22 protein-coding genes and 1 pseudogene are annotated in these 26677 nt (G+C 69.7%); 7 read left to right on the top strand and 16 right to left on the bottom strand.

The annotated features are described in order from the left end of the window. Nucleotides 1–495: 495 nt before the first annotated feature. The 3 genes from AOJ26_RS25285 to thyX all read right to left on the bottom strand — a co-directional run bounded on the left by AOJ26_RS25285 (nucleotide 496) and on the right by thyX (nucleotide 4188). Nucleotides 496–2181, bottom strand: a complete 1686-nt coding sequence (locus AOJ26_RS25285; RefSeq protein WP_053850645.1) for a ribonuclease J — start codon at nucleotides 2179–2181, stop codon at nucleotides 496–498. 155 nt (nucleotides 2182–2336) lie between these two features. Beyond that, nucleotides 2337–3236 (bottom strand): 4-hydroxy-tetrahydrodipicolinate synthase, encoded by a 900-nt coding sequence (dapA, locus tag AOJ26_RS25280; RefSeq protein ID WP_053850644.1) that lies wholly within the window; start codon nucleotides 3234–3236, stop codon nucleotides 2337–2339. 211 nt (nucleotides 3237–3447) lie between these two features. Beyond that, nucleotides 3448–4188, bottom strand: a complete 741-nt coding sequence (thyX, locus tag AOJ26_RS25275; protein WP_053850643.1) for an FAD-dependent thymidylate synthase — start codon at nucleotides 4186–4188, stop codon at nucleotides 3448–3450. Between the two features lie 202 nt (nucleotides 4189–4390). Between thyX and AOJ26_RS25270 the strand changes: the two genes are divergently transcribed. Continuing rightward, nucleotides 4391–4630: a hypothetical protein gene (locus tag AOJ26_RS25270; RefSeq protein ID WP_053850646.1), complete on the top strand. Its 240-nt coding sequence runs from the start codon at nucleotides 4391–4393 to the stop codon at nucleotides 4628–4630. 123 nt (nucleotides 4631–4753) lie between these two features. Then, nucleotides 4754–5308, top strand: a complete 555-nt coding sequence (locus tag AOJ26_RS25265) for a hypothetical protein (protein ID WP_053850642.1) — start codon at nucleotides 4754–4756, stop codon at nucleotides 5306–5308. 69 nt (nucleotides 5309–5377) lie between these two features. On the opposite strand, the gene AOJ26_RS25260 is transcribed toward AOJ26_RS25265, so the two are convergent. The 6 genes from AOJ26_RS25260 to eccD all read right to left on the bottom strand — a co-directional run bounded on the left by AOJ26_RS25260 (nucleotide 5378) and on the right by eccD (nucleotide 12539). Then, nucleotides 5378–5833: a tetratricopeptide repeat protein gene (locus AOJ26_RS25260; RefSeq protein ID WP_053850641.1), complete on the bottom strand. Its 456-nt coding sequence runs from the start codon at nucleotides 5831–5833 to the stop codon at nucleotides 5378–5380. After that, a complete protein-coding gene (dapB, locus tag AOJ26_RS25255) occupies nucleotides 5833–6585 on the bottom strand; it encodes a 4-hydroxy-tetrahydrodipicolinate reductase (RefSeq protein WP_053850640.1) in 753 nt (250 codons plus the stop codon). Before dapB ends, AOJ26_RS25260 begins: the two co-directional genes overlap by 1 nt. Nucleotides 6586–6610: 25 nt before the next feature. Then, nucleotides 6611–7990: a M16 family metallopeptidase gene (locus tag AOJ26_RS25250; protein ID WP_053850639.1), complete on the bottom strand. Its 1380-nt coding sequence runs from the start codon at nucleotides 7988–7990 to the stop codon at nucleotides 6611–6613. After that, complete coding sequence (locus AOJ26_RS25245) at nucleotides 7987–10209, bottom strand: polyribonucleotide nucleotidyltransferase (RefSeq protein WP_053850638.1); 2223 nt, start codon at nucleotides 10207–10209, stop codon at nucleotides 7987–7989. The genes AOJ26_RS25250 and AOJ26_RS25245 overlap by 4 nt, the downstream gene beginning before the upstream one ends. Before the next feature lie 323 nt (nucleotides 10210–10532). Continuing rightward, nucleotides 10533–10820 (bottom strand): 30S ribosomal protein S15, encoded by a 288-nt coding sequence (rpsO, locus tag AOJ26_RS25240; RefSeq protein WP_020138875.1) that lies wholly within the window; start codon nucleotides 10818–10820, stop codon nucleotides 10533–10535. Nucleotides 10821–11075: 255 nt separating this feature from the next. Continuing rightward, nucleotides 11076–12539 (bottom strand): type VII secretion integral membrane protein EccD, encoded by a 1464-nt coding sequence (eccD, locus tag AOJ26_RS25235; RefSeq protein WP_234358664.1) that lies wholly within the window; start codon nucleotides 12537–12539, stop codon nucleotides 11076–11078. A gap of 261 nt (nucleotides 12540–12800) precedes the next feature. Between eccD and eccCa the strand changes: the two genes are divergently transcribed. After that, nucleotides 12801–16739, top strand: a complete 3939-nt coding sequence (gene eccCa, locus AOJ26_RS25230; RefSeq protein ID WP_053850636.1) for a type VII secretion protein EccCa — start codon at nucleotides 12801–12803, stop codon at nucleotides 16737–16739. 128 nt (nucleotides 16740–16867) lie between these two features. Here the strand turns inward: eccCa and AOJ26_RS25225 are convergent, their stop codons facing one another. The 7 genes from AOJ26_RS25225 to AOJ26_RS25195 all read right to left on the bottom strand — a co-directional run bounded on the left by AOJ26_RS25225 (nucleotide 16868) and on the right by AOJ26_RS25195 (nucleotide 22116). Beyond that, a complete protein-coding gene (locus tag AOJ26_RS25225) occupies nucleotides 16868–17449 on the bottom strand; it encodes a hypothetical protein (protein WP_234358663.1) in 582 nt (193 codons plus the stop codon). Beyond that, entirely contained in the window at nucleotides 17446–17946 is a 501-nt protein-coding gene (locus AOJ26_RS25220; RefSeq protein ID WP_053850634.1) for a hypothetical protein, read from the bottom strand. Before AOJ26_RS25220 ends, AOJ26_RS25225 begins: the two co-directional genes overlap by 4 nt. Then, entirely contained in the window at nucleotides 17943–18716 is a 774-nt protein-coding gene (locus AOJ26_RS25215) for a hypothetical protein (protein ID WP_053850633.1), read from the bottom strand. Before AOJ26_RS25215 ends, AOJ26_RS25220 begins: the two co-directional genes overlap by 4 nt. 3 nt (nucleotides 18717–18719) lie before the next feature. Beyond that, nucleotides 18720–19940, bottom strand: coding sequence for a putative T7SS-secreted protein (locus AOJ26_RS25210; protein ID WP_053850632.1), 1221 nt, complete (start codon nucleotides 19938–19940; stop codon nucleotides 18720–18722). Nucleotides 19941–20002: 62 nt separating this feature from the next. After that, nucleotides 20003–20290, bottom strand: a complete 288-nt coding sequence (locus tag AOJ26_RS25205; protein ID WP_007385088.1) for a type VII secretion target — start codon at nucleotides 20288–20290, stop codon at nucleotides 20003–20005. A 112-nt stretch (nucleotides 20291–20402) separates the two neighbouring features. Next, complete coding sequence (locus AOJ26_RS25200; protein WP_234358662.1) at nucleotides 20403–21059, bottom strand: hypothetical protein; 657 nt, start codon at nucleotides 21057–21059, stop codon at nucleotides 20403–20405. A 334-nt stretch (nucleotides 21060–21393) separates the two neighbouring features. After that, the gene (locus tag AOJ26_RS25195) at nucleotides 21394–22116 is read right to left on the bottom strand and encodes a hypothetical protein (protein ID WP_053850630.1); all 723 of its coding nucleotides are present in this window, start codon (nucleotides 22114–22116) and stop codon (nucleotides 21394–21396) included. Nucleotides 22117–22320: 204 nt separating this feature from the next. On the opposite strand from AOJ26_RS25195, the gene AOJ26_RS41300 reads away from it, so the two are divergent. The 4 genes and pseudogenes from AOJ26_RS41300 to AOJ26_RS25175 form a co-directional block, all read left to right on the top strand. Then, on the top strand, nucleotides 22321–24048 hold the full coding sequence (locus AOJ26_RS41300) for a nucleic acid/nucleotide deaminase domain-containing protein (protein ID WP_063790315.1): 1728 nt from the start codon (nucleotides 22321–22323) through the stop codon (nucleotides 24046–24048). A gap of 53 nt (nucleotides 24049–24101) precedes the next feature. Beyond that, nucleotides 24102–24674, top strand: a complete 573-nt coding sequence (locus tag AOJ26_RS25185; RefSeq protein WP_053850629.1) for an SUKH-4 family immunity protein — start codon at nucleotides 24102–24104, stop codon at nucleotides 24672–24674. Between the two features lie 5 nt (nucleotides 24675–24679). After that, nucleotides 24680–25456 carry a nucleic acid/nucleotide deaminase domain-containing protein gene (locus AOJ26_RS25180; RefSeq protein ID WP_159044387.1) on the top strand — a complete coding sequence of 259 codons (777 nt, stop codon included), beginning with the start codon at nucleotides 24680–24682 and terminating at the stop codon, nucleotides 25454–25456. A 17-nt stretch (nucleotides 25457–25473) separates the two neighbouring features. Then, nucleotides 25474–26677, top strand: a pseudogene (locus AOJ26_RS25175) (hypothetical protein); the annotation flags it as partial.

Genomic DNA, 26677 nt, shown 5'->3' with positions numbered 1-26677 from the left:
ATATCCGGTGCACACATCACGAGAGCGGAACCACCACCGGAATAAGGCGGTAGTTCTCAGCGTCCTCGCTGTGTTTTCTTCAAAGGAACCTCGCCCCGAGCAGTGATGGCCGGGAACGGGGTATCAACATATCTGGCGTTGATTTTTGGCACGCTGTTGAGTTCTCAAGGAACGGACGCTTCCTTTGTACTCACCCTCTCGGGCTTTCCTCCGGGCTTTTCCCTTCGGTCTTGCGTTTCCGACTCTATCAGACCGTTTCCGGTTCCGATTTCCTCGGTGCTTTCCAGGTTCCCGCTTCCGCGTTTCCCTTTCCGGCGGTTCCGACTCTATCAGATCCTTTCGGGCCTGATTCCCGGCCAGAGGAGGCTTGCTTCCGGAGCACGAAGCTGCCGGGTTCCCCCTCGGGCGGAGCCGTAAACGTACTGGAGCGGGGCGCCTCGATGCAAATCGAGGCGCCCCGCTCCAGGTTCACTCGGACGGCTGTCCGACGGTCCGTCAGACCTCCACCACCACAGGGAGGATCATCGGCCTGCGGCGATACGTGTCGGAGACCCACTTGCCGAGGGTCCGTCGCACCAGTTGCTGGAGCTGGTGCGGTTCGACCACACCGTCCTGCGCGGAGCGCTCCAGGACCTCGGTGATCCTCGGGATCACGTCGGCGAAGGCCGAGTCCTCGATGCCGGAGCCGCGCGCCTGGATGTGCGGGCCGCCCGTGATCTTGCCGGTGGACGAGTCGACGACCAGGAAGACCGAGATGATGCCCTCGTCGCCGAGGATCTTGCGGTCCTTGAGGGCCGGCTCGCCGACATCGCCGACCGAGAGGCCGTCGACGTAGACGTATCCCGCCTGGACCTTGCCCGAGATCTTCGCCTTGCCCTCGACGAGGTCGACGACCACGCCGTCCTCGGCGATGACGATGCGGTCGTGCGGGACGCCGGTCAGGGCGCCGAGCTCGGCGTTGGCGCGCAGGTGGCGCCATTCGCCGTGGACCGGCATCAGGTTCTTCGGGCGGCAGATGTTGTAGAAGTACAGGAGCTCGCCCGCGGACGCGTGGCCCGAGACGTGCACCTTGGCGTTGCCCTTGTGGACGACATTGGCGCCCCAGCGGGTCAGGCCGTTGATCACGCGGTAGACCGCGTTCTCGTTCCCGGGGATCAGGGAGGACGCCAGGATCACGGTGTCGCCCTGGACGATCCGGATCTGGTGGTCGCGGTTGGCCATGCGGGACAGGGCGGCCATCGGTTCGCCCTGCGAGCCCGTGCAGACCAGGACCACCTCGTGGTCCGGGAGGTCGTCGAGCGTCTTGACGTCGACCACCAGGCCCGGGGGCACCTTCAGATAGCCGAGGTCGCGGGCGATGCCCATGTTGCGGACCATCGAGCGGCCGACGAAGGCGACCCGGCGACCGTACTCGTGGGCCGCGTCCAGGATCTGCTGGATGCGGTGGATGTGGCTGGCGAAGCTCGCCACGATGATCCGCTTGCGGGCACCCGCGAAGACCTGCCGCAGGACGTTCGAGATGTCCTTCTCCGGCGGGACGAAGCCCGGGACCTCGGCGTTCGTCGAGTCCGAAAGAAGAAGGTCGATGCCCTCCTCGCTCAGGCGCGCGAAGGCATGCAGGTCCGTGAGGCGGCCGTCCAGCGGGAGCTGGTCCATCTTGAAGTCGCCGGTGTGGACCACCATGCCCGCGGGGGTGCGGATGGCGACGGCCAGGGCGTCCGGGATGGAGTGGTTCACCGCGACGAACTCGCAGTCGAAGGGGCCGATGCGCTCGCGGTGTCCCTCCGCCACCTCGAGGGTGTACGGACGGATCCGGTGCTCCTGGAGCTTGGCCTCGATCAGCGCGAGGGTCAGCTTGGAGCCGATCAGCGGGATGTCCGGCTTCTCGCGCAGGAGGAAGGGGACGCCGCCGATGTGGTCCTCGTGGCCGTGCGTGAGGACGATGCCCTCGATGTCGTCGAGGCGGTCCCTCACGGACGAGAAGTCCGGCAGGATCAGGTCGATGCCGGGCTGCTCCTCCTCCGGGAAGAGCACGCCGCAGTCGACGATGAGCAGGCGGCCGCCGTACTCGAAGACCGTCATGTTTCGGCCGATCTCGCCGAGACCGCCGAGTGGGGTGACCCGCAGGCCGCCTTCGGGAAGCGGCGGGGGCGGGGCCAGTTCAGGATGCGGATGACTCAAAAGACTCTCCTCACCACGCACGCCACGTACCGGTGGGGCACGTGGCGTGCGTGACGTTCGTGCGTGTAGCAGTTGTCGTTGTGGTGTGCAGGCACCGGTGGCCTGCGTATTCAGTTGTTGAGTCCGGTTGCGCGTCCGGCGCGCCAAGTCTGGTGTTAGAGCTGTACCCCGCCGGCGGCAAGATCGATCTTGAGCTGCGCGGTCTCTTCGGGTGAGAGCTCGACCATGGGGGCGCGCAGGGGCCCGGCGGGGAGTCCCTGGAGGGTGAGCGCCGCCTTGGTCGTCATCACGCCCTGGGTGCGGAACATGCCCGTGTAGACGGGGAGCAGCTTCTGGTGGATCTCGGTGGCCTTCTGTACGTCACCCGAGATGAACGCCTCGACCAGGGCGCGCAGGTCCGGGGTGACCACATGGCCGACGACCGAGACGAAGCCGACCGCGCCCACGGAGAGCAGCGGAAGGTTCAGCATGTCGTCGCCGGAGTACCAGGCGAGGCCGGAGCGGGCGATGGCCCAGCTCGCGCGGCCGAGGTCGCCCTTGGCGTCCTTGTTGGCGACGATCCGCGGGTGCTCGGCGAGCCGGACCAGCGTCTCGGTGCTGATCGGGACGCCGCTGCGGCCGGGGATGTCGTAGAGCATGACGGGCAGCTCGGCGGCGTCGGCGACGGCCTTGAAGTGCCGGTACAGGCCCTCCTGCGGGGGCTTGTTGTAGTACGGCGTCACGATCAGGAGGCCGTGTGCGCCGGCCTTCTCGGCGGACCGGGCCAGCTCGATGCTGTGGTGGGTGTCGTTGGTGCCGACGCCCGCGACGACGTGGGCACGGTCGCCGACCGCCTCCAGTACGGCTCGTACCAGGTCCGATTTCTCCGCGTCGCTGGTGGTGGGGGACTCGCCGGTGGTGCCGTTGACGATCAGGCCGTCGTTGCCTGCGTCCACCAGGTGGGTGGCGAGCCGCTGTGCGCCGTCGAGGTCGAGCGCGCCGTCCGCCGTGAAGGGCGTGACCATGGCGGTGAGGACCCGCCCGAAGGGGGTCTGCGGAGTGGAGGTCGGAGCCATGGGTAACACGCTACTCGTTGCGCAGGGCGCGGTCTGCTCCAGGGGGGCGCGAAAAGTCCGGACAAATGCGGAGCCCGGCACTGCCTGCTCGGGGGTTCAAGCAGTGCCGGGTCCGTTTGATCAGGCTAGATGAACTTCTCTAAATGCCGCAATACGGACACTTCGCACGGTGGACCCGCACATCTGTGCCCGGCGCGGACACAGGCGCCCGTTACGGCGCCACGCGGCCGTTCGCGTTGAAGGCGGCGTAGGTGAGCGGCATGAGCTTCGCCCACTCCGCCTCCATCTTCTCGCCGACCATCTCGATCTCCCGCTGCGGGAAGGACGGCACCTTCGCCTGTTCGTGCTGGGTGCGCAGGCCGAGGAAGTGCATCAGCGAGCGGGCGTTGCAGGTGGCGTACATCGAGGAGAACAGGCCGACGGGCAGGACCGAACGGGCGACTTCGCGGGCGACGCCCTGCGCGAGCATCTCCTGGTAGGACCGGTACGCCTGGCGGTACGACTCCTCCATGGCGCGCGCGACGGACTCGTGCTGCTCCGGGGTGCCCTCGACGAAGACGTACTTGCCGGGGCGGCCCTGCTGGACGAGCTTGCGGTCGGCGCCGGGGACGTAGAAGACGGGCTGGAGCTCCCGGTAGCGGCCGGACTCCTCGTTGTACGACCAGCCCACGCGGTGCCGCATGAACTCGCGGAAGACGAGGATCGGGGCGCTGATGAAGAAGGTCATCGAGTTGTGCTCGAAGGGGCTGCCGTGCCGGTCCCGCATGAGGTAGTTGATCAGGCCCTTGGAGCGCTCCGGGTCCTTGTTCAGCTCGTCCAGGGACTGCTCTCCGACGGTCGACACCCTGGCGGCGAACAGCACGTCGGAGTCGGCCGCGCTGTGCTTGACCAGTTCGACGGTGACGTCGTCGCGCAGTTCGATCTTGAAATCGTCGTCGGGGGTGGGGGTCACGGTTCGGGGGGTCCTTCCCAGCTCGTTCGGTGGCGACGCCACTCTACGTGCCGCCAAACGGGACTTTCAGTGTCGTGACCGAGTTAAGTCGGCGAAACCGGGCACCTTTTGCGGCAACCGCTCGTCTGTACAGACGACAGCGATTCGTTCGATGCCGGACTCGATCCCCGGCTCGATCCCTGAAGGGAGAAGTACCCCCATGCTGTTGCGTCGGCGCGAACCCGTTCCGTTCGCCTTTGTCGCCGAAGCCGACAGGTTCCGCAGCAATGTCACTCCTCCGCCCCGTGAGCGGGCGTCCGTCGGTGAGATGGCCGGGCGCTGGCTGACCGGGCTCACCATCGTCGCCGGACTCGTGGGATCCCTGGTCCTCGGGATGCCGGCGCTGTCGCAGGATCAGGCGCCCTCGCAGACACAGCAGTCGCAGGCGTCCGAGGGGCGCTGACCTTCCCCCGCTCCCCGAATGGCGTGGGAGCCACCCCCATTGGCCCCCGAAGGTGGCTCCCGGGGGACCGCGGCGGATAGCCTCACCGGCACAGACCACGCATGGACCGAGTGAGGAACCGCCGTGCCCCTGCCCTTCCTGACGGCCGACCGCGCATTCGAGGCGACGGACGACGTCGCGCTGCCGTTCGACGACCGTGACCACTGGCGGCGCCCCTACCGGCCCGGTCCGTGGCGGGTGGGTGTGGCGGCGGTTCTGCTGCTGCTCGCCTCGTACGTGCTGTTCGCCGCGGTGATCATCGCGCTGACCGACTCGCCGTCCGAGGCCGCGGTGGTGCTCGGCGTCGCGGTGCTGGTCATCGTCGGCGCGCTGCGGCTGCTGCGCATGGGGGTGTGGGTGAGCGCCCGCGGGGTGCGCCGGGTGGGCTTCCTGCTCACCCGTACGGTGCCCTGGGAGCAGGTCGTCGCCGTGCGGACGGCACAGCAGCCGGTGCGCTGGCTCGGACTGCCGCGCACGGTACAGGGCCAGGCCCTGACCCTCGTACGGCAGGGCCGGGCGCCGGAGGATCTGCCGCCGCTGCTGACCACGCACAACGCGGACTTCCTCGCGCGCGGCCAGGCGTTCGACCGGGCCGCGGACGCGGTGGAGGCCTGGGCGGCGGAGCACGCGCGGGGCTGATCCCGCAGGGACAGACGAGGAAGGGGGCCGGTCCGTGTTGGGGCCGGCCCCCTTCGGCGTGCCGGGACCTCAGAGCTGCTGGACGGGCCTGCCGTCGTGCAGCGCGATCGCGCGCTGCATGGCCTTGCGGGCACGCGGGGTGTCGCGGGCGTCGTGGTAGGCCACGGCGAGCCGGAACCAGCTGCGCCAGTCGTCGGGGGCCGTCTCGGTCTCGGCCTTGCGCCGGGCGAAGACCTCGTCGGCGGAGTCGCGGTCGATCCGGCCGGAGGGCGTGCGCTTGAGCTCGTCGACGGGCAGGCCGCCCTCGGCGTCGAGCTCGGCGGCGAGGGCGTTGGCCCGGCGGACGAACTGGGTGTTCTTCCACAGGAACCACAGGCCGATCACCGGCAGGACCAGCACCGCGACGCCGAACGTCACGGTGACGAGGGTGCCGGACTGGATCAGCATGACACCGCGGCTGCCGACCAGGACGAAGTAGAAGACCAGGACGGCGGCCGTGAGGAGGTACGACAGCTTGGCGCGCATCAGCCCAGGTCCAGGAAGTTCTCCAGGCCGAAGGTCAGGCCCGGGGTCGTGACCACGCGGCGGGCGCCGAGCAGGATGCCGGGCATGAAGCTGCTGTGGTGCAGCGAGTCGTGGCGGATCGTCAGGGTCTCGCCCTCGCCGCCGAGCAGGACCTCCTGGTGGGCGAGGAGACCGCGCAGGCGGACCGAGTGGACCGGGACGCCGTCGACGTCCGCGCCCCGCGCGCCGTCCAGGGCCGTCTCGGTGGCGTCCGGAGCCGGAGCCGTGCCCGCCTCCGCGCGGGCCGCCGCGATGAGCTGGGCCGTGCGCGAGGCGGTGCCGGAGGGAGCGTCCACCTTCTTCGGGTGGTGGAGCTCGATGACCTCCACCGACTCGAAGTATGGTGCCGCGATCTGCGCGAACCTCATGTTCAGGACGGCCCCGATGGAGAAGTTGGGCGCGATGAGCACGCCCGTCTCCGGGGACTCGGCGAGCCAGCCCTCCAGCTGCGCGAGGCGCTCGTCGGTCCAGCCCGTCGTACCGACGACGGCGTGGATGCCGTGGCCGACGCAGTACTCGAGGTTGTCCATCACCGAGGCGGGCGTGGTCAGTTCGACGGCGACCTGGGCGCCCGTCTCGGCGAGGGTCTCCAGCTTGTCGCCCCGGCCGAGAGCGGCCACCAGCTCCATGTCCTCGGCGGCCTCGACGGCCTTGACCGCCTCGGAACCGATCCGGCCCCCGGCACCGAGGACCGCCACGCGCAGCTTGCTCATCTTCCTGCTTCCTTAAGGGGAGGGCTTACGCGACCGCTTCGTGCAGTCGGGCCGCCTGCTTGTCCTTCAGCGGGCCGATGACCGACAGCGACGGGCGCCGTCCCAGGATCTCGCGGGCGACCTCGCGGACGTCGTCCGGGGTGACTGAAGCTATGCGGCGCAGCATGTCGTCGACGGACATCTGCTCGCCCCAGCACAGCTCGCTCTTGCCGATGCGGTTCATCAGCGCGCCGGTGTCCTCCAGGCCGAGGACCGTGGAGCCCCGGAGCTGGCCGACGGCACGGGCGATCTCGTCGTCCGAGAGGCCGTGTTCGGCGACCTGGTCGAGCTCGTCGCGGCAGATCTTCAGCACGTCGTGGACCTGCGAGGGCCGGCAGCCGGCGTACACCCCGAACAGGCCGCAGTCGGCGAAGCCGGAGGTGTACGAGTAGACGCTGTACGCCAGTCCGCGCTTCTCCCTGACCTCCTGGAACAGACGCGACGACATGCCACCGCCGAGCGCGGTGTTCAGCACGCCGAGCGCCCAGCGGCGGTCGTCCGTGCGGGCGAGGCCGGGCATGCCGAGGACGACGTGGGCCTGCTCGGTCCTGCGGCCGAGCAGCTCGACGCGGCCCGCGGTGCGCAGGGCGCGCCTCCCGTCGCGCGGGGCGATGGGCGTGGCGTCGGGGTTCGTGAGGGCGCCGGCCTTCTCGAAGGCGGCGCGGACCTGTCGTACGACCTTGTCGTGGTCGACGTTGCCCGCGGCCGCGACCACGAGGTGCGTCGGGTCGTAGTGCTTCTTGTAGAAGCGGCGGATGCGGTCGGCGGTGAGGGCGTTGACGGTGTCGACCGTGCCGAGGACGGGGCGGCCGAGGGGGTTGTCGCCGAACATGGTGTGCGCGAACAGGTCGTGCACGCAGTCGCCCGGGTCGTCCTCGGTCATCGCGATCTCCTCGAGGATCGCGCCGCGCTCGACGTTGACGTCCTCTTCGCGGATGAGGGAGCCCGTGAGCATGTCGCACACCACGTCGATGGCGAGCGGCAGGTCGGCGTCGAGCACGCGCGCGTAGTAGCACGTGTACTCCTTCGCCGTGAACGCGTTCATCTCGCCGCCGACCGCGTCGAGCGCGGAGGAGATGTCCAGGGCGCTGCGCCTGGCGGTGCCCTTGAAGAGGAGGTGCTCCAGGTAGTGCGTGGCGCCGTTCAGCGAGGGGGTCTCGTCGCGGGAGCCGACGTGCGCCCAGATGCCGAAGGTCGCGGAGCGGACCGAGGGGAGGGTCTCGGTGACGATGCGCAGGCCACCGGGGAGGGTGGTCTTGCGGACGGTGCCGATGCCGTTCTCACCCTTGATGAGGGTTTGGGTACGGGCGACGGCCCGCGCCTCCGAGGAGGTGCGGGCCGTCGCCTTGGAGCCACGGGACGTCACTGGTCGGCGTCGTCCTTCTTCTCGTCGGAGGAGCCTTCCTCGCCCTCGATCACGGGGATCAGGGAGAGCTTGCCGCGGGAGTCGATCTCGGCGATCTCGACCTGGACCTTGGCGCCCACGCCGAGCACGTCCTCGACGTTCTCGACGCGCTTGCCGCCGGCCAGCTTGCGGATCTGCGAGATGTGCAGCAGGCCGTCCTTGCCGGGGAGCAGCGAGACGAACGCGCCGAAGGTGGTCGTCTTGACGACCGTGCCCAGGTAGCGCTCGCCGACCTCCGGCATGGTCGGGTTGGCGATCGAGTTGATCGTGGTGCGGGCGGCCTCGGCGGCCGGGCCGTCGGCGGCACCGATGTAGATGGTGCCGTCGTCCTCGATCGTGATCTCGGCGCCGGTGTCCTCCTGGATCTGGTTGATCATCTTGCCCTTGGGGCCGATGACCTCGCCGATCTTGTCCACGGGGATCTTGACGGTGATGATCCGCGGGGCGTTCGGGGACATCTCGTCCGGCGTGTCGATCGCTTCCATCATCACGTCGAGGATGTGGAGGCGGGCGTCGCGGGCCTGCTTGAGGGCGGCGGCCAGGACGGAGGCGGGGATGCCGTCCAGCTTGGTGTCGAGCTGGAGGGCGGTCACGAACTCCTTGGTGCCGGCGACCTTGAAGTCCATGTCGCCGAAGGCGTCCTCCGCACCGAGGATGTCGGTGAGGGTGACGTAGTGCGTCTCGCCGTCGATGTCCTGGGAGATCAGGCCCATGGCGATACCGGCGACGGGGGCCTTCAGCGGCACACCGGCGTTCAGCAGGGACATGGTGGAGGCGCAGACCGAGCCCATGGACGTCGAGCCGTTGGAGCTCAGCGCCTCGGAGACCTGGCGGATCGCGTAGGGGAACTCCTCGCGGGTCGGCAGGACCGGGACGAGGGCGCGCTCGGCGAGGGCGCCGTGGCCGATCTCGCGGCGCTTCGGGGAGCCGACGCGGCCGGTCTCGCCGGTGGAGTACGGCGGGAAGTTGTAGTTGTGCATGTAGCGCTTGCGCGTCACCGGGGAGAGGGTGTCGAGCTGCTGCTCCATGCGGAGCATGTTGAGGGTGGTGACGCCCAGGATCTGGGTCTCGCCACGCTCGAACACCGCGGAGCCGTGCACGCGCGGGATGGCCTCGACCTCGGCGGCGAGCGTACGGATGTCCGTGACGCCACGGCCGTCGATGCGCTTCTTCTCCTTGATCACGCGCTCGCGGACGAGCTGCTTGGTCAGGGAGCGGTACGCGGCGGAGATCTCCTTCTCGCGGCCCTCGAACTCCGGGAGGAGCTTCTCGGCGGCGAGCGCCTTGACGCGGTCCAGCTCGGCCTCGCGCTCCTGCTTGCCGGCGATGGTCAGCGCGGAGGCGAGCTCCGGGCGGACGGCGGCGGAGAGCGCCTCCAGGACGTCGTCCTGGTAGTCGAGGAAGATCGGGAACTCGCCGGTGGGCTTGGCGGCCTTGGCGGCGAGGTCGGCCTGGGCCTTGCAGAGGACCTTGATGAAGGGCTTCGCGGCCTCGAGACCGGCGGCGACGACCTCCTCGGTCGGGGCCTCGGCGCCGCCCTTGACGAGCTGGATGGTCTTCTCGGTGGCCTCGGCCTCGACCATCATGATCGCGACGTCGCCGTCCTCCAGGGTGCGGCCCGCGACGACCATGTCGAAGACGGCGTCCTCGAGCTCGGAGTGCGTCGGGAAGGCGACCCACTGGCCGTTGATCAGCGCGACGCGGACGCCGCCGATCGGGCCGGAGAAGGGCAGGCCGGCCAGCTGGGTGGACGCGGAGGCGGCGTTGATCGCCACGACGTCGTACAGGTGGTCGGGGTTGAGCGCCATGATGGTGGCGACGACCTGGATCTCGTTGCGCAGGCCCTTCTTGAAGGAGGGGCGCAGCGGGCGGTCGATGAGGCGGCAGGTGAGGATGGCGTCCTCGGAGGGGCGGCCCTCACGGCGGAAGAAGCTGCCGGGGATCTTGCCGGCGGCGTACATCCGCTCCTCGACGTCCACCGTCAGGGGGAAGAAGTCGAGCTGGTCCTTGGGGTTCTTGGAAGCTGTGGTGGCCGACAGCACCATGGTGTCGTCGTCCAGGTACGCCACGGCGGAGCCGGCGGCCTGCTTGGCGAGGCGGCCCGTCTCGAAGCGGATGGTGCGGGTGCCGAAGGAGCCGTTGTCGATGACGGCCTCGGCGTAGTGGGTCTCGTTCTCCACTAGGTGCTCTCCGTTACTTTTCGTCTGCGTATCGTCTTTTGTCCCGATCCGCCCGTGTGGCGGGGGGACGTGCGCGGAGAAGCGCTCCATCTGGTGCGGGCCGGTCTTCGATCGAAGCACCCGGGTTCGCAAGGCCCGGGGGCCACTACCGAGGACCGGCGGCGGCGAGGCGCACTTCTCCTCGTGGTACTGCTTGCTACTGCGCTGTGCTACCACACTACAAAGTGGGTGTGACACCGCGCACGTTTCCGTACGTACGGTGAGCACGTACGGCAAAGGGAGCGGTCCCCGATCGTTTCGGGAACCGCTCCCCTCACGGCGTCCTACTTGGCGCCCGCCGCACCGCGGCGGATGCCGAGGCGGTCGACCAGCGTACGGAAGCGCTGGATGTCCTTCTTCGCCAGGTACTGGAGAAGGCGACGGCGCTGACCGACCAGGATCAGCAGACCACGACGGGAGTGGTGGTCGTGCTTGTGGGTCTTGAGGTGCTCGGTCAGGTCCGAGATACGGCGCGAGAGCATCGCGACCTGGACCTCGGGGGAGCCGGTGTCGCCCTCCTTGGTACCGAACTCGGTGATGATCTGCTTCTTCGTAGCGGCGTCGAGCGACACGCGTACTCCTCGTAGTCTCTTGGGTAGCCACCGAGTGCCCCTGGTCCACTTCTCAGGGGAGCTTCCGTTACTCGGGAGGCGGGGATCCGCTGGGCGCGGCCTCCAGGGCGATCAGCTCCGGGGGTGCGTACACAAACGGCCATCAGCCAGAGTATCAGCCCGGCGGTGGTGCCCCGGCCCACGCCGACGTCGTACGAACGACGAGGCGGCTGCCACCCGTGCGGGTGACAGCCGCTGTCGACGTGCGGAGTGGGCTCAGCTGGTCATGCCGCGGGCCGCCGCGTACAGGTCGAGGACGGCGAGGCAGAGCGGGACCAGGGAGAGGAGCACCGCGCCCTCGCTCAGGTCGAGCATCCGGCCCCAGAACGGGGTGACGCCCTTGCGCGGCACGATCAGCGCGATGGCCACCAGCAGCGTGGCGCCCAGGGCCACCGCGGCCGACAGCCACACGGTGCGGATGTCGAGCGGGGCGCTGTTGTGGTCGTAGACGAGCTCCTTGATGATGTCGGCCGGCGGGTTCAGGGCGAGGCCCAGGACCAGCAGGCTGACCGTGACGATGCCCGACAGCATCAGGGTCACGACCTGGGACGTGTACAGGAACAGACGGGCCCGCATCAGCATGGCGAGGCCGGCCGCCAGCGACAGGAGCTGGGCCCAGCCGCTGCTGGAGAAGCCGAGCACCACACCGGCGGAGGCGACACCGGCGACCGCGCAGCCGCCGACGAGGCCGAGCAGCAGCTCGTGGCCACGGCGGGCCTGGTCGGTGATGAGCTGGTAGTCGACCGGCTCCTGCTCCTGCTGGTCCTCGGCGCGGCCGCGCTTGGCGATCTGGTCGGGCGAGCGGAAGCCGATGGGCAGCCGGGAGAAGCGGGCGGACCAGCCCGGCAGGAAGCCGATGACGGCGATCATGACGACGGCGGTGACGGCGGCGGCCTCGCGCGGCTCGGCCTCGGAGACGATCGCGGCGAAGGTGGCGAGGACACCGATGCCGGCGCCGAACGCGGCGGCGATGAACGGCGCGTCGCTCTGCGGCAGCATCAGGACGAGCAGGACGGCGGCGACGAGTACGACGGCGAACCCGATGAGGAGGTTCAGCCGGCCGGGGCCCTCGCCCGCGTCGAGGCCCATGATGCCGGAGCCGCCGACCATCAGGTGCGGGAGCGAGGCGAGTCCGAGGGCGACGGCCGCGTGGTGGTCGTCGTACACGCGCGCGCGTACCGAGGCGAGTGCGACGAGGACGGCTCCGGTGACGCCGGCGATGACGCCGGGCAGGCCGTGCATGTCGTGGCGCAGCGGCTCGGAGAACCAGAGCGCCAGCGCCATCATGGTCAGCAGCAGTGCGCCCGCGGTCAGGCCGACGACGCGCATCATGCCGTCGTTCCAGCTCCGCCGGTCGGCCTCGACGGCAGCGGCCACGGCGTCGACGACGTCGTCGAAGACGGCGGGCGGCAGGGAGTCCGCGAACGGCCGCAGGAGCAGCAATTCGCCATCGCGTATCTGCTGTTCGGCGAGCGAGCGGCCGTCGTCGAGGACGGAGCCGTCCCTGCGTACGAGGTTGTACCCGGTGGGCGCGGCCTCTTCGGGAGTCTGTCCCGACAGCCGAAGGATCTCCGGGTAGACGTCAGAGAGCGGCACGTCCTCGGGGAGTGCCACATCGATCCGGCTGTTCGGTGCCGCCACCGTGACCCGGCAGAATCCGGTTGCTGAAACCGTACTCACCTGACGGTTCCCCCTAGTCCAGTACTCGGTGATTCGTCGCGGTTTGCCAGGGCGAAACCCGCTCCGCGCATCGTTTGGAGCGTCACCCTACCGTCCCCTTGCGGCATCTCCTCATCCCCTCCCGGCTCAACGGCCCCGCAGAACAGTAGGATCAACGCCCGACTCATGAGTTGGCCAAGCCCCATGAAGTCGACGAACATACGGGGGCCGTCACGACGGGGGCGGTTCGACATTGCTATCGCGTGAAGGACTGGTGGATCGGTGAGCGTTGTCATCGTCAAGCGCCCGCCGCGGGTTTACCCGCCGGAGGTGCCGAGTGAGGAGGTCAAGCTCGAGTCCCCTCCCGAACTCCCTCGTACCGAGGACGACAGCCTGCTGATGAACCTGCTGCCCATGCTGGGCATGGGTTCGTCGGCGGCGTTCTTCTTCATGCCCGGCGCCCAGGGCTTCATGAAGATCATGGGCATGCTGATGATGGCGTCCACGGTCGCCATGCTGGTGGCCCAGATAGTGCGGGCCCGCAAGGGGCCGTCCGGTCAGATGGCCGAGGCCCGCCGCGACTACCTCAAGTACCTGGCGCAGAAGCGTCGTGAGGTGCGGCGCACGGTGCACAAGCAGCGGGACGCCCAGTACTACCTGCACCCGGCGCCGGAGCAGCTCTGGGCGCTGGTCGCCGAGGGCTCGCGGCTGTGGGAACGCCGTTCCACGGACCCGGACTTCGCGCAGGTGCGCATCGGCCTCGGCCCGCAGCAGCTCGCCACCCCGCTGGTCGCCCCCGACACCGCGCCGGTGGACGAGCTGGAGCCGCTGACCGCCCACGCGATGCAGCAGTTCATCGCGAGCTACGGCACGCTCGGTGAACTCCCCCTGGCGATCGGGCTGCGCTCCTTCTACCACGTGACGATCTCCGGCGACGCCGAGACGGTCTACGGCCAGACCCGGTCTGTGGTGGGCCAGTTGGCCTCGCTGCACTCGCCCGAGGACGTGGTGATCGCGGTCGTGGCCTCGCCGGGCGCGGCGGTGGACTGGGAGTGGACCAAGTGGCTGCCGCACATGCAGCACAAGGAGTCCGACGGTGCCGGCAGCCGGCGTCTGCTCTGCTACGACCTGGGCGAGCTGGAGGAGATGATCGCCCACCAGCTGGAGGGCCGCCCGCGCTGGAGCCGGGACGGCTCGCCGGTGCTCGACCAGCCGCACGTGGTCGTCGTCCTCGACGGCGGCGGGGTGCCCGCGGACTCGGTGCTCGCCTCGGCGGAGGGCCTCCAGGGCGTGACCATCATCGAGGTGGTGCCCGGTGAACTCGACGAGGCGCGGGGCTCGTTGTCGGTGCGGGTGTGGCCCGAGGCCATGGAGCTGGAGGCGGGCACGGGTGTCTTCACCGGTGTCCCCGACGTGCTGTCGCAGGCCCAGGCCGAGTCGCTGGCCCGGCAGCTCGCCCCGCTGCGCCTCGGTGCCGCCGACGCGGACGAACCGCTGCTGGCGAACCTGGACTTCACCGACCTCATGCAGATCGGTGACGCGGCGAGCGTGGACGTCTCGCGCACCTGGCGGCCGCGCACGCTGCACGAGCGGCTGCGGGTGCCGATCGGTCTCGGCGAAAACGGCGAGCCGGTCATGCTGGACATCAAGGAGGCCTCGCAGGAGGGCATGGGCCCGCACGGCCTGTGCGTCGGCGCCACCGGTTCCGGAAAGTCGGAGCTGCTGCGCACGCTGGTACTGGGCCTCGCGGTCACGCACTCCTCCGAGACCCTCAACTTCGTCCTCGCGGACTTCAAGGGCGGTGCGACCTTCACCGGCATGGGCTCCATGCCGCACGTCTCCGCGGTCATCACCAACCTGGCCGACGAGCTCACCCTCGTCGACCGCATGCGCGACTCCATCACCGGTGAGCTGACCCGCCGCCAGGAGCTGCTGCGGACGGCCGGCAACTACGCCAACATCACCGACTACGAGAAGGCCCGCGCCGCCGGTGCCGCCCTCGACCCGCTGCCCTCGCTCGTCCTGATCATCGACGAGTTCAGCGAACTCCTCGCCGCCAAGCCGGACTTCATCGAGATGTTCATCCAGATCGGCCGCATCGGCCGTTCGCTGGGTGTGCACATGCTGCTCGCCTCGCAGCGCCTGGAGGAGGGCAAGCTGCGCGGCCTCGACACCTTCCTGTCGTACCGCATCGGTCTGCGCACCTTCTCGGCGGCCGAGTCCCGTACGGCGATCGGCGTGCCCGACGCCTACCACCTGCCGAACGTCCCCGGCGCGGGCATCCTCAAGTACGACACCGAGACGATGGTGCAGTTCAAGGCCGCGTACGTGTCGGGCACCTACCGCCCGAACGGGCCGATGGTCCAGGGCGGCGGGCGGATCGACCGCTCCCCCGTGCTGTTCACCGCGGCGCCGGTGCCGGTGCGCATCCTCGCCGAGCCGGAGCCCGAGACCCGGGGCAACCAGATCGACGACGCGCTCGCCGACACCGTCCTCGACGTCATCGTCAGCCGTCTGGACGGTCAGGGTCCGCCCGCCCACCAGGTGTGGCTGCCGCCGCTGGACGAGCCGTTCAGCCTCGACCAGGTGCTGCCGGCCCTCGGCGTCAGCCCGGAGCGCGGTCTGCACGCCGAGGGCTACCACGCCCAGAGCAAGCTGATCGTCCCGGTCGGCCTGGTCGACAAGCCCTTCGAGCAGCGCCGTGACGTCATGTACGCGGACCTGTCGGGTTCCGCGGGTCACGCGCTGATCGTGGGTGGTCCGCAGTCCGGCAAGTCGACGCTCGTGCGCACGATGATCACGTCGTTCGCGCTCACGCACACACCGGCCGAAGTGCAGTTCTACGCCCTCGACTTCGGCGGCGGCGGCATGCTCGCGCTGGAGAACCTGGCCCACGTGGGCGGCGCCGCCTCGCGTCTGGACCAGGAGAAGGTGCGCCGTACGGTCGCGGAGGTGCACGGCATCCTCAACGCCCGTGAGGAGTTCTTCCGCTCCAAGAGCATCGACTCCATGCACACCTTCCGCTCCCGCCGGGCGCAGGGGCACTACCCCGACCAGCAGTGGGGCGACGTCTTCCTCATCATCGACGGCTGGGGGACGTTCAAGAACGACTACGAGATGCTCGACCCGGTCATCGCGGACATCGCGACCCGTGGTCTCGGCTTCGGTGTCCACCTGATCATCACCGCGACCCGGTACACCGAGATGCGGCCGGCGCTGCGCGACCAGATCCTGAGCCGGCTCGAACTGCGGCTCGGTGACGCCATGGAGTCCGAGTTCGACCGCAAGCGGGCCGAGAACGTGCCGATGGGCAAGCCCGGCCGCGGTCTGTCCCCGGAGAAGCTGGACTACCTGGCCGCCACTCCCCGGATCGACGGGTCGACGCAGGTGGAGGACCTCGCCGACGGCATGGCGAACCTCGTGCAGAGCGTCAACAGCGCCTGGCAGGGCCCGACGGCCCCGAAGGTGCGGATGCTGCCGACCATGCTGCACGCCTCCGAGCTGCCCGGCGGCGGCGACTTCGGCAGCCGGGGCATCGCGGTCGGCGTCGACGAGCTCACCCTGTCCCCGGTCTTCGTGGACTTCGAGACCGACCCGCTGTTCGTCATCTACGGCGAGAGCGAGTCCGGCAAGTCCTCGCTGCTGCGGTTCATGGCCAAGCAGATCTCCGAGCGGTACGCCCCCGACAAGGCGCTGTTCGTGGTCTCGGACTTCCGGCGCGCGCTGCTCGGCCAGGTGCCCGAGAGCCACATGTACAAGTACTGCGCCTCGGGTCCGCAGCTCCAGGAGGTCATGGAGTCGCTGGCCGGCTCGATGAGCCGCCGTATGCCGGGCCCGGACGTGACTCCCGACCAGCTCCGCAACCGCTCCTGGTACAGCGAGCCCGACGCGTTCATCTTCATCGACGACTACGACCTCGTCGCCACGTCGATGGGCAACCCGATGTCGGTGCTCCTTGAGTACCTGCCGTTCGCGCGTGACCTGGGTCTGCGGATCATCCTGGCCCGCACCACGTCCGGCGCCTCGCGCTCCTCCTTCGAGCCGGTCCTCACCCGGATCAAGGAACTCGGCGCGCAGGGCATCGTGCTGTCCGGCGACCCCTCGGAGGGCCCGGTGTTCAACAACATCAAGGCCGCGCCGATGCCTCCGGGCCGCGGCCAGTTCATCTCCCGCCGGTCGAGCGGGCAGCTCGTCCAGACGGGTTACCTGCCGGAGAGCTGAGCCGGTTGTTCGTGTGAAGGGACGGACCGCGTCTGCGGTCCGTCCCTCTCTTTGTTCCTGTGCCGGAGTGTCTGGTTCCCCGGTACTCCGCGTCTCCCGGGCGTCGTCGCCGTGCGCGTGTCGTGCGGTCAGGTGGACCAGAAGTGCAGGACCGCCTGGGCGTAGGCCACGCGGGGGTCGAGCCGGGAGGAGCGGAGCCTGTACTTGTCGGTGATGCCGTTGAACTTCAGCGGCGCGGGGCCGAAGCCGCCCGCGCGCCAGGCGGTGCGGGACGGGAGGTGCCAGTCGATGCCGTATCCGCCGATGAGGCTCGCCACGCTGTAGAGCAGCGTCAGGGGGAAGAGGACGACGTACACGGCCCACGCGCCCACGGTGCCGGCTCGTCCGACCAGCCGTGTGCCGTCGGGCAGTTCCATCTCGTACCGGCGTCCGCCGGCCGGTGGGCGGAGCAGGGCGAGCACGGCCCCGTCGGGTGCCGTCACGGTCAGCGCGTCGTCCCGGCCCCGTCGGGCCACGGCGCACAGCGGCTTCTGGCCCGCCTGGTCCTCGTAGAGGGTGAAGTCGGTGGCGAGGCCGTCGGGTGTGCCGTCGTTCGAGGAGCCTCGTGCGACGTAGACGGGGTGTCCGCCTCGCACCTTGATGACACTCTGGAGGTTGAGGGCCGTGTTGCCCTGGTCGGCCTGCGCGTGCACGCCAAAAACAGTCGTCATCGCCATCTCTTTCCAGTGGCCGGCTTCAGCCAGCCAGGCAGTCCGTGATGCGGGAGTCCCGCCGCCGACAAGACCTGAAGGTACCCGTTGACCTGGTCGCGGGTCCCACCGCGCAGCCAGACGCGGCGGAGCCGGAACGCCCGGGCCAGCAGGTACACGCTGAGCGCCAGGAGGAGCACCACCGGCGTCCAGAGGATCGCGTCGACCGCCGGTTCGGAGGCGGACCGGTCGGTGGTGTCGATCAGGAACCACGCACCGACCGCTCCGGGTACGAGCAGCAGACCGCCCCACGCCCCGCGTGCGTTCATCGCGCCCAGCAGTCGGCGGTGACGGTGGAGCATCGCCGCGACCTGCGCGTCGGCGAGATAGTCGATGCCCCGGTCGGCACCGATCGTCCGCGCCTTCTCGGCCAGGCCCGGCACCGTCGCCAGCTGCGCACCCCGGACCTGCAACAGGTCGAGGGCCTCCGCGGGGACGGTGCCGTCGGCGCTGTTCATCCGAACACGTCTCGCACGGACTTCGCCTGAAGGGGGGCCTCGGCTGCGCTCGCCGTGTCCGTCGGGGGGCCGGGGGGAAGGTTCTCCGGCTGCTGCGGAGGCGGAGCCGGCTGGCTCGGCCGGTCGGCGTCGTTCAGCTCGACGGTGTTCACGATGTTGAAGAAGAGGTCGGAGTACAGGTCCCAGTCCTGCATGCACGGAGTGCTGAGCTCGAACAGCGCCATCTCCGCCTCCCTGCGCAGCGGCAGGAAGACGGCGATCTTCCCGACCTCCACGTCCTCGGGGCGGCCGGAGTCGGTGACCTCCGCCGGGAGCGTCGTGACGTCCGCGGTGAACCGGACCGCCGCCTCGCCCGCCGTGAGCCACACCGTCTCGACCTGGGCCTCGTCCCCGCCGAGGCCCGCGAGCTCGGCGGCCACGCTCGACGCGGTCATCTTCTGGCCGTCCGGCACGGACTCCAGCAGGGCGGCCGTCACCGTCGCCGTGCTGGGCCGACCGTCGAGGTCGAGCAGACAGAAACCGGCGTAGCTGACCCCGGCGTCCATCATCTGGGCGACCACGGGCAGTTGGGTCGCCGCGTACTGGAACCAGAGCTCGGGGGTGCCCTGCGGATAGATGTCCTGCGCCAGCTCCATCAGCGCCTGGCCGACCTGCTCCTCGCTCTCGTAGACGGGGAGTTCGTAGAAGGCGGGCGGTACGCGGAAGGTCAGGCGCTCGGTGGTGACGGCCGCGGAACCGGCCGAGCCGTCACCGGGAAGCATGCTGTTCATCGGTTACGCCGCTCCCGCCGCCGACATGAACGCGTTGCTGGACGGCGCTGGGGCCGACTTGGTGCTCAGCGCGTCCGACACGAGCCCGTAGCCCAGGGCCACGCCCTTGACCCCCATCGCGGTGCCGCGCATGGTCCAACTGCCGACGTCCAGCGCCGCGTCGCTGAGGCCCGCTCGTTTTCCGGCCCACGCCAGGCCCTTGTACATGACTCCGTCGGCCATGCCCCTGGCGATGTTGGTCGACGTCGCCATCGTGTCGGCGTTGGCGAAGACGCCCTTCAGCCGGTTGCCGGTCGCCGCCGCCTTGGCCGCCTTGCCGGCCGCCGTCATGCCCTTGACCGCTCCGATGCCCGGCAGCACACCGAGTCCGGCACCGACCCAGTCCATCACGCCGACCTTCTCGCCCCGGGCCGTCTTGACCCCGTAGCCGGCGAGCGCGAGGGCGCTGGCGCCGATGGCGAGTCCACCGAGGATCGCGCCCACGGGCGGGATGGCCATGGTCGCCAGGGAGAGGATGGACAGCACGGATCCGATCTTGGAGAACAGGTCCGCGTGGTCGGCGAGGAAGTCCGTGAAGCCGTCCCAGGCGGCCTTCAGGCCGTCCCCGATCGACTCCCAGATGCTGATGTCCGGCGGCCGGTTGTTCGCGGCCTCGCGAATCGCCTTCTCGGCCTTGGACGCCTGCTCGTCCCAGTACCTGCGCAGCGCCTCGGCGTTGTCGAGGAGGAGCTGGAGGTCGGTCGCGGCGTCCTTGGCCGCCGCCGAGGCCGAGTTGGCCTCCTCGGACAGGGCCTTGGCCTGCTGCTCGGTGAGCTGCTGGAACTGGGCGCCCTCGATCTTGACGTTCACCCGGTCGACGTCGGCGTTCTTCTGGTCGAGCCGCTTGCGGGCCTCGACGGCGCGCTCCTCCAGGTTCTTGGCCTGGCGCTGCATGGTCTGCAGTTCGTCGTGCCAGCCGCGCAGCGCCCTGGAGCAGGCCGCCATCGACTCGTGGCCCTGCTGGAGGTACTTGGGCAGCTCGCCGACCTTCTCCTGGAACTTCTTGGCGGCCTCGCCGTCCCACACACCGTCGGTCTTGCCGATGCTCACGAGCATCTCGCGCATCTCGTCGAGCTCGTCACCGACCGTCTTGACGTCGTACGCCAGCGACTCGATCGTGTGCAGGTCGCCCTTGGCCGGATTGAACGTCAGACCTGGCCAGTTGGGATCGTCGAACATCCCCATCGTCTTCTCCCCGTTGCTTGCGGTTGCTTGTGTGCGAGTCGTCGGCGCGGTGGCGGCCGGGGCTACTTCTGGCTGAAGCCCTTTTGGAGTTCCTGGTCGGTCGTCTGGTACATCTCGACCGTCTTCTGCAGGCCCTCGTGCAGGGTCTTGGAGGCGTCGGCGATCCGCTTGATGCCGTCGCCCCAGGCGTCCTGGAAGTCGTCACAGGCGTTGTCGAGACCGTCGGTGCCGAGGCCCTTCGGACCCACCTTGTTCAGCCGCTGCTGGGCGCCCCGCATGCGGTCGTCCACCTGGTCCAACCTGTTGATCAGGGTCTTCATGCGATCGACATCGATCTGGAAGTCCGCCATCCCCGTGTCTCCCCGTAGTCGTGATCCAGTCAGCGTCGCTCAGATTATCGGAGCACCAAGTCCCGGGACACCGGGGGATGTTCGCTGTCGCCAATTTGCGACTTGTACATGTTTACGCCCGGTCCCACACGTGCAGCACGGCCTGCGCGTAGGCCAGCCGGCGGTCCAGCCGCGACGCGGCGAGCCGGTAGACGCGGCCGGTGTGGTACTCGACGACGACGTCCTGTCCGTCAGCCGCACACCATCGCGTCCACGTCGGAGGCTCCATCTCCCAGGCGGCTTCCTTCTTGGCCTCGCCTTTCTCCCCGAGGAGCAGCCAGACCGCGCCCTGCGCGGCCATGACCGCCCAGCACACGAAGTACAGCGGGGAGATCAGCAAGAACACCGTCCACCCCTTGCGGGTCCCGACCACTGCATCCACAGACGCGACTCCGCCGACGGGCCGCACACTCCACCGCACGCGACGCGGCCAGGGCAGGATCCGGCCGCCGCGCCGGGTGATCCACCCGATCGGGGCACCGTCATCGCCGTACACCTCGTAGGTGCCCGGGCCGCTGGACCGAACCGAGCAGAGGGGCTCGGCGTTCGGGCCGCTCACGGTGAACGGCGGACGGGCCTGGCGCCCGCCCTTCGGGGCGTCCCGGGGCACATGGACGTACGCGAGCGGTTCGCTCTCCGTGCCGGGGCCGTTCTGCCGGACGGTGGCCGCGCACTCCCCCGCCTCGACCCTGGCGTACCTGCGCAGCCCCTTGTTCGGGACCTCGATCATGACCTCCGACGGGGCAGAGGTCTGCGGTGGGAACTGCGGGGCCCCTGACTGACTGCTGTGGTTCATGACCGCCCGTTGTCGATGCGATGGATGAGGACGGTCGACAGACTGCCAAACGTCGGTCGCCGCCGTCGCGGGGAGGTCGCAACCGGGTGATCGGTGGACGGATCGTCCACAGGACGTTCACGGGATGTTCCCGGGGGCCTCGCCTTTCCGGCCGCGAAGGGGGTCCGGTACCGGGCTTGGCCGTCGCTCGGCGGCTGCCCGTACAAAGGCCGCCGTTGCTCAGCGGCTGCCGGTACAGGACCGGCCGTCAGTCAGCGGCTCTCGGACGTCACAGCGTCGGCCGGTTGGAGCGAGCGCTCCAGAGGTCCCGGAGCAGCGCGATCTCCGCCATGTGGTGGATGAGTTCGAGGTTGGACCCCCACAGCACGGAGATGTACGGCTCGTCGGGGGCGGAGCCGTACGGGTACTGGGAGAAGCCGACCGTGTCGAGTTGTTCCTCCGTCACCTTGCCGACCTCCTCGCGCCAGCGGTCGAGCAGGGGCCAGAAGCGGTCGAGGGCGAGGACGGCGGAGGGGGTGAAGTCGACCAACTGCTTGGGGTCGGTGCGGCGTTCGCCGAAGGTCCACTCGTATTCGCCCGCGAAGCAGGAGTGCAGGTGACCCAGCCGCCAGGCGATGGTCGTGACCGGGGTGACGTCGGGTTCGACCGGGCCGGTGTGGGCGAGGACCTCCTCGACCCGCTCGACGCTCACGCTCCAGTCCTCGGCGATCTTGGCGACGCTCATGCCGTCGGCGGCCTGCCGGGCGACCTCGGCGTACTCGCCCGAGGGGATGTCGGGGGCGCCCTGGTCCAGCAGCCACTCGCCGGGGCCGTACGCCCTCGGGGTGACCGCCTCGCCGCGGCGCCGGATCGACCAGCAGCCGGGCACGGGCTCCCAGAGGTACTCCTCGTCGCCGAGCCCCTCCAGCCGTATCTGCGCCCGCTCCCTGGTGCAGTCGAACTGGTCCAGCAGTACGCCCAGTCGGTCGGTCCGTACGCGTCCCGTCTCCATGCCCGGCTCCCCTCGCGGTCCCGTCCGGGCGGAGGCTAACCGGCCGCCCGCGGGGAGCGCGACGGATTTATGTGCCTGCGGGTTCCGTTCGGAAAACTCTGCGCCAACTGAGTCTCAGAACAGGTCATGTGACACGGGGTGAACTTGTCCCCGTGATCCGATCAAAGTTACGTTGCCCCAACTAACTTTCGAACGGGGGTCCTTGTGGGTGTAGTCCTGCCGAGCGAGCTGGATGCGGCCCTGGACCTGATAGGCATCAGCTGGCCCAACGTCGACGAGGACGACTACCGCGACATGGCCCAGGCCATGCGGGAGTTCGCCGACGACATCGACGACGGCGCCGCTGACGCGCACCAGGCCATCACCGATCTGATCGGCGGCAACGAGGGCCTCGCGATCCAGGCGCTGGAGAAGCACTGGGACCTGGTCAAGGGCAAGCATCTGACCAACCTCGCCGAGGCGGGCCGGGTGGCGGCGACCGCGCTGGACGCGGTCGCCGTACTGATCGAGGGCGCGAAGATCGCGGCGATCGCCCAACTCGGCATCCTCGCCGCGGAGATCGCGGCCGCCATCGCGGCCGCCCCGGTCACCCTGGGTCTGTCGACGCTGGGCGGCATCGCCGGTACGCAGGCCACCCGGCTCGCCGTGAAGCGCATCTTCCAGGAGGTGTGCGAGGAGATCGCCTCGCGGATCATCGAGGTCGCGACGGGCCCGATATTCCAGGCCCTCGGCGCGATGGCGGGCGACCTGGTCCTGCAACTGGGCGGCAACGCCCTGGGGACGCAGAACGGCGTCGACCTCGGCCAGACCGCGAAGGCGGGCCGGGAGGGCCTGAACGAGGGCGTGGACAGCCTCAAGTCGGGGGGCATGCAACTGGCCAGCGCGGGCGGGAGCCCGGGCGGTTCGATGCAGCTGGCCGGTGCGGGCGGGGACGGCGGGTCCAGCAGCGGTGGCGGCGGTGGCGGCCAGTTCAGCATGGACCTGGAGTCCTACGACCGCGCGGGCAACGGGCTCAAGAGCGCGGGCGGCAAGATCCGCGACGGGGCCGGCAGCAAGCTGGACCGCGCGAAGTCCTCGCACGGCCGCGCCCGGGGCAAGGACGCGCTCACCAACCTCCTCGACCCCATGGTCGACGAACTCATGGAGGGGATCGGGAAGGGCGTCAAGCGCTCCGCGTCCCACCTCGACGAGAGCATGACCAGCGGCCTCAGCAAGATGGCCAAGCGCCACAAGGACAACGACGACGAGACCGCCCTGTCCTTGAAGCAGCTCCAGAAGGGCAACGACGGCAAGACGCCGATGTACCTCATGAGCGACGACGGCACGCTCAAGAGGCTGCGGACGGACGGCGGGACCGACAAGCTGACCCAGGAGGACCGGGACCGCATCGGCCTCAATCTCACCGGCGACAACGCGGGCCGGCCGCTGCCGGGAGAACCGAACCTCAAGCTGCACGGCAAGCAGCGGCCGCGTCCCCTCAGCAACTCGGAGCAGGTGGAGCTCGGGAGCACGCCCCTGTCCCAGGCCGTACAGCTCGCCCGGCACTCGGACAAGAGCTACGGCAACCACAAGCAGGTCAACGGGCAGGACAAGTTCGAGAGCAACAACTACGCGGCCGCCCGGTTCGACAGCGCGAAGAAGGACGACGGCGACTTCATCATGGTCGCCCGCAGTTCGGGATTCCGGCACTCCGAGCGCATGATCGGGTTCCCGGTCCTCCGTGACGGCGCCGGCGGCCGGATGACCGAGCTCTACACGGAAAGGGCTCCCTGTTCTTCCGCGCCGAACTGCAGCGCGTGGATGAAGGAAAGACTTTCCCATGTCGACGTCACGCACAGCATCGATTACGGGAACACAAAGGAATCCAGAGCCCAGGGCAACGCGGAAATGATGGATTATCTGGACCGCCTCAAGGCGAACCGGCACAAATAGGCACATGCTAGCATCGGGCACTCCGATCATTCGCAAGGCAGGCAGGTCACGAGATGACGTCCCCCATCGACCGGGAGACCCTGGAATCCGAGTTCGATCCGGAGGAGCTCACCACCTTTTCCGCGGCGGCGGTGGCAGGCGTCCGGCACGGGCCGAGTGCGGACTTTCTGCGCAATGTCGGCATCCCGGCCCGCCCGAATCCCTGGTTCGACCTCGTGGACGGCTCTCCGGAGCAGGTCAGGACGCTCGGGGACGCCTACGACGACCTCCGCGAACGATGGACGGACCTGCCCGAAGGCGCCGAGGGCTGGCTGCTGCTGGGCATGGTGCCCTACGACGACATCGCCCTGGACGTGGCCTCCGGAGTCGTGTACTGCCTGCCGGGCGACGAATCCGAGATCTACCCGCTGAACAAGGATCTCCCCTCCTTCGCCCACTTTCTCTACCTGCTGGAGAAGGAACGCCCGAACTACGACTTCGAGTCGGAACTCGAGGATATCGACCCGGAGAGTGCGGCCGCCCGCCTCACCGAGCAGATGCGGGAAATCGACCCGGCCGCCCTTGACGTGAGCAATTCCCGCTGGCACGACATCCTGGAGTATGTCGCCGAACCCGAGGCGAGGTAATGGCGATGAATGACAGCGATATCCGGCGCATCGGGGACATCACTCTCCCGCTGACCGTCGGCCCGTATTTCGCGACCTCCGTGACCGACCCCGTTCCGCTCCAGGAGTTCGCCCGGTCCGTCGGGCGCACGGTCGTGCTGGAGGAGTGCCGGGAGTGGACGCGGTTCGGGTCGGACCGGGCGTTCGAGCTCTGTGCCGACCAGGAGGGCGTCGTGCGCGCCGTGCTCCTCGACTGGACCGAGGACTCGCGGTTCGTGAACGCGACCCCGGAGGCCTTCGCTCGCTCGCTCGCCGCGCTCGACCAGGCCCTCGCCGCGATCCTCGGTACCGACGAGCCGCAGGAGGCCGCCGCCGCGTACGCGGAGCTGGAGCAGCGGTTGCGGACCCTCGACCCGCGGGCCTTCGAGGGGCGGGAGCACTGGTGGCCCCTCGTCCTCGACGACATCCGGGACACCTCGAGCGCGGAGTGGTTCACCGCCTTCGAGATCGTGAACGACCGGGGCGAGAAGCAGATCGTCACGCAGGCCGGTGACATCGGCGTCCACCCGGAGGAGCGGCTGTGGGCCCGGTTGCGGGCCGCGGGTGTGCAGCCCGAGCAAGTGCTGCGGATCCACACCGAGTTGGAGGCCTGCTTCATGCCGGGTCACTACTGCTCGCTGTGGCTCGGGCAGGTCTTTCCCGAGGCGCGGCTGACCCACAACTTCCCCTACGGGGAGACGGCCGAGTCCCGCGCGGAGGGCATCCGGCAACTGCGTGAGGCAGCGGCCCAGCAGCCGCAGTAGAGGGGATTCAGCACATCATGACCGTCGGTACCGTCACGCCGGACATCGCCGCCTGGCCGCCGCTGGACGACGAAAAGCAGGCTCCGGGGCGGCAGTTGCTCGACTGGGCCGCCGGCGGCGACCGGCCCCGGCTGTGCCTGCTGCGGGGCGCGGAGGGCAGCGGCAAGAGCGCACTGCTCGCCTGGCTCCTGGCCGGGACCGTCGGCCGTCCGGGGCTCACCGTCCACGCCACCGTGCCGTCCGAGGGGCTGACCGCCGAGAGCTTCGCCTGGGAGTCGGGGCGCCAGCTCGGTTACGGCCCCCTCTCCCCCGGCCGCCTGCTCGACCGGGTCGGCGCGGACGAGCGACCGCTGCTGCTCCTCGTACCCGATCTGCACCGGGCCGGGGCGGGCCCCGCGGACCTGCCGGCGGCGGCACCGCAGACCCTGGTCGCCGAGCTGCTGGAGCCGTTGCTGGCCCTTCCCCATGTGCGGGCGGCCGTCGAGGTCGGGACGTCGGGCTTGCTGGCCGGTCACGACGCGGAGGTCGTCGACCTGGGCGGGAGCCCCGGCACCGCCAGCGCGCAGACCTCGTACGCGCAGGTCTCGTACGAGGAGCTCGTCGCCGCGGTCCCGCGCACGGCCGACGGCCGCCCCGACTGGTCCCAGGCCCCTGACAGGGTGCTGCGGCGCGTCCTCGACGCGGCCCTGCACACCGACGACCCCTACGGCCAAGGCGGCGCCGTTCTCGGCCTGTTGGCCGATCCCGGGTTCCTGGTGCACGGCTCGGCGGCAGCGCTGACCGCCCTCCTCGCCGACGAGCGCGTGCCCGTGCCCGGGCGGCTCCGCGAGGTGTGGAGGCGTGCCGCACCGGAGCTGACGGCACATCACACCGACAGTGCCGAACGGGCCGCCCTGCTGCACGCCGCCGCGGCCGGCACGGACCCGGGCCTCACCGAGTACCTGCGGCCGCTCGCTCAGCAGCACTGGTGGTCCACGGCCTGGGCCCGGCGGGACCACCCGGTGAACGCGCTGGCCCTGGTGCCGGGCACGGAGCGAGGGCTGCTGGCCGCGGACCCGACGGGACGGCTGCGGACGTACGACGTGGAGAGCGGCGCGGCACTCGGCCCGTACGGTGGGACCGTGTCACCGTCCGTCGGCGCGACCGCCGGGACCGCGTGGCCGTCCCTCGACACGTCGGAGGAGGATGCGGCGGCGCCCTACGTCCACCCCGCCGCCACCC

Source organism: Streptomyces sp. NRRL B-24085, from assembly GCF_001282115.1.
Taxonomy (GTDB): domain Bacteria; phylum Actinomycetota; class Actinomycetes; order Streptomycetales; family Streptomycetaceae; genus Streptomyces.
This window is presented reverse-complemented; position numbering and strand designations above follow the sequence as displayed.